The sequence below is a fragment of the Arthrobacter sp. Y3223164 genome (assembly GCF_059091005.1).
Genome location: NZ_JBNHGF010000076.1, coordinates 1 through 9,880 on the forward strand (window position 1 = coordinate 1; position 9,880 = coordinate 9,880).

The 9,880-nt window shown below is 67.3% G+C and carries 4 protein-coding genes; 3 read left to right on the forward strand and 1 reads right to left on the reverse strand.

The window, feature by feature from the left end; genetic code table 11:
* Positions 1 to 1,134 (reverse strand): acetyl-CoA C-acetyltransferase (locus tag AC5RUJ_RS06270; RefSeq protein WP_494155679.1); only part of this gene is annotated, 1,134 nt, incomplete at its 3' end.
* A gap of 493 nt (positions 1,135 to 1,627) precedes the next feature.
* Between AC5RUJ_RS06270 and rpoB the strand changes: the two genes are divergently transcribed.
* From rpoB to AC5RUJ_RS06285, 3 genes are all read left to right on the forward strand, one after another.
* Positions 1,628 to 5,146 (forward strand): DNA-directed RNA polymerase subunit beta, encoded by a 3,519-nt coding sequence (gene rpoB / locus AC5RUJ_RS06275; RefSeq protein ID WP_494000499.1) that lies wholly within the window; start codon positions 1,628 to 1,630, stop codon positions 5,144 to 5,146.
* Positions 5,147 to 5,262: 116 nt separating this feature from the next.
* Complete coding sequence (locus tag AC5RUJ_RS06280; protein WP_494012733.1) at positions 5,263 to 9,153, forward strand: DNA-directed RNA polymerase subunit beta'; 3,891 nt, start codon at positions 5,263 to 5,265, stop codon at positions 9,151 to 9,153.
* 105 nt (positions 9,154 to 9,258) lie between these two features.
* On the forward strand, positions 9,259 to 9,880 hold a 622-nt coding region (locus AC5RUJ_RS06285; RefSeq protein WP_494155680.1), incomplete at its 3' end, for an IclR family transcriptional regulator.

The window sequence follows — 9,880 nt, forward strand, 5'->3', positions numbered from 1 at the left end:
GGTGCCGCGCCGGCGCAGTTCCAAGGCGGCCGTCAGCGCCAGCCGGGTGCCGGAGGCGCCGATCGGATGGCCCAATGCGATGGCCCCGCCGTGGATGTTGCACTTCTCCAGCGGGTAGTCCAGGTCCTGCAGCGACTGCACCGCCACGGCCCCGAAGGCTTCGTTGATCTCGATGAAGTCCAGGTCGGCCGTGGTCCAGCCCGCACGGTTGAGCGCCTGGGTGATTGCGTTGGACGGCTGCGACTGCAACGAGGTGTCCGGTCCGGCCACCTGCCCCGGACGGCCGACGACGGCGAGCCAGTCCAGGCCGTTGTCCTCGGCAAAGCCGCGGGTCGCGACCACGACGGCGGCCGCGCCGTCGGACAGGGGGGAGGAGTTGCCGGCGGTGATAGTGCCGTCCTTGGCAAACGCCGGGCGCAGCGGGGCCAGGCTTTCCACGCTGGTCTGCGGGCGGACACCCTCGTCGCTGTCGACCACCAGGTCCTCGCCCTTGCGCTGCGGCACCGCGACGGGGACGATCTCGTCGTCGAAGACCCCGTTCTTGGCGGCGGCGGCGGCGCGCTGGTGGGAGGCGGCGGCCACTTCGTCCTGCGCTTCGCGGGGAATGCCCAGCTCGGCGTTCCGGCGCTCGGTGGAGACGCCCATCGACTCGTGGTCGAAGGCATCGGTGAGGCCGTCGTGGGCGGTGGCATCGAGGGCGGTCAGGCTGCCGTAGGTCCAGCCCTGGCGGGATCCGGGCAGCAGGTGCGGGCCGTTGGTCATCGACTCCTGACCGCCGGCCACCACCACCTGCGCCTCGCCGCAGCGGATCAGCCGGGCGGCGTCGGTGACGGCGGCCAGCCCGGAGAGGCAAACCTTGTTGATTGTCACGGTCGGCACGTTCCAGCCCAGCCCGGCGGCGATGGCCGCCTGCCGCGCAGGGTTCTGGCCGGCGCCGGCCTGGATGACGTGCCCCATGATGACCGCGTCCACCTGTTCGGGGGCGACGCCGGAGCGGTCCAGCGCCGCGGCGATCGCTTTGCCGCCGAGCTGGACGGCGGTAAAGGACGCGAGCTGGCCGTTCAGTCGTCCCGTGGGCGTGCGTGCGCCGTTCAGGATGACGACGTCGTCGCGGCTGCTGTTGTTCTCGGCCATGGTGTCGATGCCTCTTTTCCGCGCCTGTGGCCTGCGCAAGCAGGGGCCACATGGCTGCTGCCGTGGGTATGATCTGCTTCACAGATTACCCGTGTTTGGGCAACTCGCCTGGAGCGCGGGCCGGAAATTGCGGGCGGGCCGGTATATGCTGGTGGCGTTGTCCCGGGGAAGACAACCGCGAAGACGCCCCTTTCGCACCGCGTTTCGCACCGCAGGCCGCTCGAATCCCGATGGCGGGGGAGCGGTGACTGGTGCCTGCCCGGCATGTTGGACAAGCCGCGACGCGGTGCCGTACACTAAGTATTTGCGTCTTCCCTCAAAACCTTTGGCCTTCATATAGCGGTGGGCTTCGCCACGCCCTATCTGTGTTTAACTGCAGATCGTGCGGCGGGCAAGGATCATATAGCGGATCCAGGTGATGTCCGGACCCCATTCGGGGTGCCGGCGGTGCGGAAGCGCAGGACAAGCCTGAAGGTCTGTGGAAGGATCCCTCTTGGTCGCCTCGAGCACCTCTAATACCGATACCGCTAACAGCCTGCTGGACGCCTCGTCGAACGACGGAGCAACCCGGCGGCTCTCATTCGCCAAGATTCACGAACCTCTTGACGTTCCCAATCTGCTCGCCCTTCAGACCGACAGCTTCGACTGGCTGGTCGGCAACGAACGCTGGAAGGCGCGCGTAGCCAAGGCCCAGGAAGAAGGCCGCCAGGGTGTGGCCGGCACCTCCGGCCTCGCCGACATCTTCGAAGAGATCTCCCCGATCGAGGACTTCCAGGGCACCATGTCCCTGAGCTTCTCGGAGCCGGAGTTCGCCGATCCGAAGTACACCATGGCCGAGTGCAAGGACCGCGACGCCACGTACTCCGCGCCGCTGTACGTCAAGGCCGAGTTCATGAACAACAACACGGGCGAGATCAAGCAGCAGACCGTGTTCATGGGCGACTTCCCGCTGATGACCGACAAGGGCACTTTCGTCATTAACGGCACCGAGCGCGTCGTCGTCTCGCAGTTGGTCCGCTCGCCTGGCGCCTACTTCGAGAAGACCGCCGACAAGACCAGTGACAAGGACATCTTCACCGCGAAGATCATTCCGTCCCGCGGCGCCTGGTTCGAGCTGGAAATCGACAAGCGCGACCAGGTCGGTGTCCGCCTCGACCGCAAGCGCAAGCAGTCCGTGACCGTGCTGCTCAAGGCCCTGGGCTGGACCGAGGGCCAGATCCTGGAGACCTTCGGCGAGTACGACTCCATCCGCGCCACGCTGGAGAAGGACGCCACGCAGACCCAGGAAGAAGCCCTCCTGGACATCTACCGCAAGCTGCGTCCGGGCGAGCCGCCGACAGTCGAGGCCGCCCAGTCCCTGCTGGACAACCTGTACTTCAACCCCAAGCGCTACGACCTGGCCAAGGTCGGCCGCTACAAGATCAACCGCAAGCTGGGCATCGACAAGCCGCTGACGGATCCGGACGCCTCGGTCCTGAACAATGACGACATCGTCGCCATGATCAAGTTCCTGGTCGCCCTGCACGCCGGCGAGACCACCATCCCGGGTAAGCGCGACGGCGCCGACCACGACGTCCGCGTCGAGATCGACGACATCGACCACTTCGGCAACCGCCGCATCCGCGCGGTCGGCGAGCTGATCGAGAACCAGGTCCGCACGGGCCTCTCCCGCATGGAGCGCGTGGTCCGCGAACGCATGACCACGCAGGATGTCGAGGCGATCACGCCGCAGACCCTGATCAACATCCGCCCCGTGGTGGCAGCGATCAAGGAATTCTTCGGCACGTCGCAGCTGTCCCAGTTCATGGACCAGAACAACCCGCTGGCCGGCCTGACGCACAAGCGCCGCCTGTCCGCGCTGGGCCCGGGCGGCCTGTCCCGCGACCGCGCCGGCATGGAAGTCCGTGACGTGCACCCCTCGCACTACGGCCGCATGTGCCCGATCGAGACCCCTGAAGGCCCGAACATCGGCCTGATCGGCTCGCTGGCCTCCTACGGGCGGATCAACGCGTTCGGTTTCATCGAGACCCCCTACCGCAAGGTCGTCGACGGCCAGGTCACCGACCAGGTCGACTACCTCACGGCCGACGACGAGATCGAGTGCGTGATCGCCCAGGCGAACGCTCCGCTCACCGAGGACCTGCACTTCGAAGAGGACCTGGTCCTCAGCCGGGAGCGCGGCGGCGGCGGCGAGCCGGTGCTCGTGCCGGCCACCGAGGTCGACTACATGGACGTCTCCCCGCGCCAGATGGTGTCGGTGGCGACCGCCCTGATTCCGTTCCTGGAGCACGACGACGCCAACCGCGCGCTGATGGGCGCGAACATGCAGCGCCAGGCCGTGCCGCTGCTGCGTTCGGAAGCCCCGCTGGTCGGCACCGGCATGGAGCGCTACGCGGCTGTCGACGCCGGCGACTCCGTGGTTGCCGCCAAGCCGGGCGTGGTCACCGAGGTCTCCGCGGACCTGGTCACCGCCCTGAACGACGACGGCACCGAGACCCGGTACCCGATCATGAAGTTCGCCCGCTCCAACCAGGGCAACGCGTACAACCAGCGTGTCCTCGTCTCCGAGGGCCAGCGGCTGGAAACCGGCAGCATCATCGCCGACGGTCCCTCCACCGACCAGGGCGAACTGGCGCTGGGCAAGAACCTGCTCGTGGCCTTCATGTCCTGGGAGGGCCACAACTTCGAGGACGCGATCATCCTGTCGCAGCGCGTGGTCTCCGACGACGTGCTGACCTCCATCCACATCGAGGAGCATGAGGTTGATGCCCGCGACACCAAGCTCGGTGCCGAGGAAATCACCCGCGACATCCCGAACGTGTCGGAGGAAGTGCTCTCCCAGCTGGACGAGCGCGGCATCATCCACATCGGCGCCGAGGTCGACGCCGGCGACATCCTCGTCGGCCGCGTGACCCCCAAGGGCGAGACCGAGCTGACCCCGGAAGAGCGCCTGCTGCGTGCGATCTTCGGCGAGAAGTCCCGCGAAGTGCGCGACACCTCCCTGAAGGTCCCGCACGGCGAGTCCGGCACCGTGATCGGCGTGCGGATCTTCGACCGCGACAACGACGACGAGCTGCCCCCGGGCGTGAACCAGCTGGTGCGCGTGTACGTGGCGCAGAAGCGCAAGATCACGGACGGCGACAAGCTCGCCGGGCGCCACGGCAACAAGGGCGTCATCTCCAAGATCCTGCCGGTCGAGGACATGCCGTTCCTGGAAGACGGCACCCCGGTCGACGTCGTGCTGAACCCGCTGGGTGTCCCCGGCCGCATGAACGTGGGCCAGGTGCTGGAAATCCACCTCGGCTGGGCCGCGAAGCAGGGCTGGAACATCGAGGGCAACCCGGACTGGGCCAAGGACCTGCCGAACCTGCCCCGCCAGTCGGGTCCGACGACGGTGGCCACGCCGGTGTTCGACGGTGCCAGCGAGTTCGAGATCACCGGGCTGCTGGATGCCACGAATCCGACCCGCGACGGCGAGCGCCTGATCGGCGCTTCCGGCAAGGCCCGTCTGTTCGACGGCCGCTCGGGCCAGCCGTTCCCGGATCCGGTGTCCGTGGGCTACATGTACATCCTGAAGCTGCACCACCTGGTGGACGACAAGATCCACGCGCGTTCCACCGGCCCGTACTCGATGATCACCCAGCAGCCGCTGGGCGGCAAGGCGCAGTTCGGCGGCCAGCGCTTCGGCGAAATGGAAGTGTGGGCCCTGGAGGCCTACGGCGCCGCGTACACCCTGCAGGAACTGCTCACCATCAAGTCCGACGACATCCACGGCCGCGTCAAGGTCTACGAGGCGATCGTCAAGGGCGAGAACATCCCGGAGCCGGGTGTTCCCGAATCCTTCAAGGTGTTGATCAAGGAAATGCAGTCGCTCTGCCTGAACGTGGAAGTACTCTCCACCGACGGCACCGCGATCGAAATGCGTGACTCGGATGAAGAAGTCTTCCGGGCCGCGGAAGAACTGGGCATCGACCTTTCCCGGGCCGAGCCGAGTTCCGTCGAAGAGGTCTAGCCGCGCCGGCCGGCCGCCCGTGCCGTGGAGCACCGCGGCCGGCCCGCGCACGGCGCCCCTCTGTCCGTAACCCGACAGACTTTCAGATTTAGAGAACAAGAGAGAACAGGGACCATATGTCCAGCGAATCCTCCTTCGGCCTCATGCGCATCGGCCTTGCCACCGCGGACGACATCCGCGACTGGAGCTACGGCGAGGTCAAGAAGCCGGAAACTATCAACTACCGCACCCTGAAGCCCGAGAAGGACGGCCTCTTCTGCGAGAAGATCTTCGGACCTTCCCGCGACTGGGAGTGCTACTGCGGCAAGTACAAGCGCGTGCGCTTCAAGGGCATCATCTGTGAGCGCTGCGGCGTCGAGGTCACCCGTGCCAAGGTCCGCCGCGAGCGGATGGGCCACATCGAGCTGGCCGCCCCGGTCACCCACATCTGGTACTTCAAGGGTGTCCCCTCCCGCCTGGGCTACCTGCTCGACCTGGCGCCGAAGGACCTGGAGAAGGTCATCTACTTCGCCGCCTACATGATCACCAGCGTGGACGAGGAGCGCCGCCACGAGGAACTGCCCAACCTGCAGGCCGAGCACGACCTGGAGAAGAAGCAGCTGGCCGATACCCGCGACTCCGACATCGCGGCGATCGCCAAGGACCTCGAGGACGAGCTGACCCGGCTGGAGGGCGAGGGCGCCAAGGCCGCCGAGAAGAAGAAGGCGCGCGACTCCGCCGACCGCCAGATGGCCAACGTGCGCAAGCGTGCCGACGCCGAGATCGAGCGCCTCGACATGGTCTGGGACCGCTTCAAGAACCTCAAGGTCGCCGACCTCGAGGGCGACGAGGGGCTCTACCGCGAGCTGCGCGACCGCTACGGCCTCTACTTCGAAGGCGCCATGGGTGCCGAAGCCATCAAGAACCGCCTCGAGAACTTCGACATGGCTGCCGAGGCCGAGTCCCTGCGCGACATCATCAAGAACGGCAAGGGCCAGCGCAAGACCCGCGCCCTGAAGCGGTTGAAGGTGGTCAACGCTTTCCTGACCACCACCAACTCGCCGCTGGGAATGGTGCTGGACGCCGTTCCGGTGATCCCGCCGGAGCTTCGCCCGATGGTGCAGCTGGACGGCGGCCGCTTTGCGACCTCCGACCTGAACGACCTGTACCGCCGCGTGATCAACCGCAACAACCGCCTGAAGCGTCTGCTGGACCTGGGCGCGCCGGAAATCATCGTCAACAACGAAAAGCGGATGCTGCAGGAAGCCGTGGACTCGCTGTTCGACAACGGCCGCCGCGGCCGTCCGGTCACCGGACCGGGCAACCGTCCGCTGAAGTCGCTGTCCGACATGCTCAAGGGCAAGCAGGGCCGCTTCCGGCAGAACCTGCTGGGCAAGCGCGTCGACTACTCCGGCCGTTCCGTGATCGTGGTCGGCCCGCAGCTGAAGCTGCACCAGTGCGGCCTGCCCAAGCAGATGGCGCTGGAGCTGTTCAAGCCGTTCGTCATGAAGCGGCTGGTGGACCTGAACCACGCGCAGAACATCAAGAGCGCCAAGCGGATGGTGGAGCGCTTCCGCCCGCAGGTGTGGGACGTGCTCGAAGAGATCATCACCGAACACCCGGTGCTGCTCAACCGTGCACCAACCCTGCACCGGTTGGGCATCCAGGCGTTCGAGCCGCAGCTGGTCGAAGGCAAGGCGCTGCAGCTGCACCCGCTGGTGTGCGCCGCGTTCAACGCCGACTTCGACGGCGACCAGATGGCCGTGCACCTGCCGCTGAGCCCCGAGGCCCAGGCCGAGGCGCGCATCCTGATGCTCTCCTCGAACAACATCCTGAAGCCGTCGGACGGCCGTCCGGTGACCCTGCCCTCCCAGGACATGATCATCGGCCTGCACCACCTCACCACCAAGCGCGAAGGCGGAACCGGCGAGGGCCGTGTCTTCGCCAGCCCGGCGGAGGCCATCATGGCCCACGACGCCGGCGAGCTGCACCTGAACTCCGTCGTCAAGATCCGCGTGCCCGGCTTCGTGCCCAGCGCGGACCAGCCGGCACCGGAGGGATGGGAAGAGGGCCAGGAAGCGCTGATCGAAACCTCGCTCGGCCAGGTCATCTTCAACGACACGCTGCCCGATGACTACCCCTGGGTGGCGCGCGTGGCGGACAAGGGCCAGCTCTCGGCGATCGTGAACGATTTGGCCGAGCGCTACCCGAAGGTCGTCACCGCGGCGACGCTGGACAACCTCAAGGACGCCGGGTTCTACTGGGCGACCCGTTCCGGCGTGACCGTGGCGATCTCCGACATCGCGGCCCCGGCCGAAAAGGCCGCCATCATGGAGGGCTACGAGACCCAGGCCGCCCGCGTCGAGTCCCAGTACAACAAGGGCCTGATCGCCGACGACGAGCGGCGCCAGGAACTGATCGACATCTGGAACAAGGCGACCAACGAGGTTGCCGACGCGATGCGGAAGAACCTGACCAAGGAGAACACCATCAACCGCATGGTGTCCTCCGGTGCCCGTGGCAACTGGCTGCAGGTCCGCCAGATCGCCGGTATCCGTGGTCTGGTGGCCAACCCGAAGGGCGAGATCATCCCGCGCCCGATCAAGTCCTCCTACCGCGAGGGCCTGTCGGTGCTGGAATACTTCATCGCCACGCACGGTGCCCGCAAGGGCCTGGCCGACACCGCGCTGCGTACCGCCAACTCGGGTTACCTGACCCGCCGCCTGGTGGACGTCTCGCAGGACGTGATCGTGCGCGAAATGGACTGCGGCACCGAGCGCGGCCTGAACACGGTCATCGCCGAAGCCGACCACAACGGTGAACTGCGCCGGCACGAAGAGGTGGAGAACTCCGCTTACGCCCGCACGCTGGCCACCGATGTGGTGAACTCCGAGGGCACCGTGGTGGCCACGGCAGGCGCCGACGTCGGCGATGTGCTGATCCAGGAACTGATCGACGCCGGCATCACCGAGATCAAGGTGCGCTCCGTGCTCACCTGTGAGTCCGCCGTCGGTACCTGCGCGCTCTGCTACGGCCGCTCGCTGGCCACCGGCAAGACCGTGGACATCGGCGAGGCGGTCGGCATCATCGCCGCCCAGTCGATCGGCGAGCCCGGTACCCAGCTGACCATGCGTACCTTCCACACCGGTGGCGTAGCCTCCGCGGAAGACATCACCCAGGGTCTGCCCCGTATCCAGGAGCTCTTCGAAGCCCGTACCCCCAAGGGTGTCGCGCCGATGGCCGAAGTGGCCGGACGCGTGTCCATCGAGGACGGCGAGCGCCAGATGCGCGTCATCGTCACCCCCGATGACGGCTCGGAAGAGATCGCCTACCCGGTGCTGCGCCGTGCACGCCTGCTGGTCGAAGACGGCCAGCACGTGGACGTCGGCCAGCAGCTGGTCACCGGTGCCAAGGACCCGAAGCAGGTGCTGCGTATCCTCGGCCCGCGCCAGGCGCAGAAGTTCCTGGTGGACGAGGTCCAGAGCGTGTACCGCAGCCAGGGCGTCGGCATCCACGACAAGCACGTGGAAGTCATCGTCCGCCAGATGCTGCGCCGCATCACCGTGATCGAGTCCGGCGAGACCGACCTGCTGCCGGGCGAGCTGGCCGAGCGAAGCCGCTTCCAGGCGGAGAACCGCAAGGCCGTCTCCGAGGGCAAGCAGCCGGCCAACGGCCGTGACGAGCTGATGGGCATCACCAAGGCCTCGCTCGCCACCGAGTCGTGGCTGTCGGCCGCGTCCTTCCAGGAGACCACCCGCGTCCTGACGCAGGCGGCCATGGAGGGCAAGTCCGACCCGCTGCTGGGCCTGAAGGAGAACGTCATCATCGGTAAGCTGATCCCGGCCGGCACCGGCCTGGACCGGTACACCCAGGTGTCGGTGGAGCCGACGGAGGAAGCGAAGGCCAACCTGTTTACCGGCCCGAGCGCCTTCGGCGACTTCGACTACGCCGGCGCCGACGGTTCGCTGACGCCCGAGTTCCACGCCATCCCGCTGGATGACTACGACCTGGGCAGCGACTACCGCTAGCCGCCAGTATGGAACCGCCTCCTGCTCCCCGATACCGGGGCAGCGGGGGGCGGTTTCCGCGTTTAACGGCCCCGGCGGCCGCCGCGCACATGAGATTCTGGGAACATGGCCAATTCCTCGTCCGGTGACTCGATGCTGGACCGGCTGGTGCGCATCCTGTCTGCGTTCGAGCCGGACAAGCCGGCGATGAACGTCGCCACGCTCTCCCGCCGGGCGGATGTGCCGCTGGCAACGACCTACCGGCTGGTGGAGGCGCTGTCCCGCCACGGGCTGCTGACGAAGGAGGGCCCCGGCGAAATCCGGCTCGGGCTGCGGCTGTGGGAGCTGGCCAACCGGAGCTCGCCGGCCGTCGACCTGCGGCAGGCCGCCATGCCGTTCATGGAGGACATCCAGTCCGTGGTGCGCCAGCACACCCAGCTGGCGGTGCTGCGCGAGGACGAAGTCCTGGTGATCGAGCGGCTCTCCAGCCGCGGCTCCGTGGTGAACCAGGCCCAGATCGCCGGCACCATGCCGGTGCACCGGACCTCGATGGGCATGGTGCTGCTGGCCTATTCGCCCAACCATGTCCAGGAGTCCTACCTGACCCGGCATCCGGAGGCCGTCACGTCGGCCGACCCGGTGTCCTTCGACCTGCGCCGGCACCTGGCCGACATCCGCAAGCGGGGCTACGCCGCGTTCGACGGGCGGATCGACGTGGACACCACCGGCATCGCCGTCCCCGTGCTCG

Bases quoted from the DNA above. Each gene is read 5' to 3' on its own strand.
- AC5RUJ_RS06280 (WP_494012733.1), top strand. From the start codon at position 5,263: ATGTCCAGCGAATCCTCCTTCGGCCTCATGCGCATCGGCCTTGCCACC.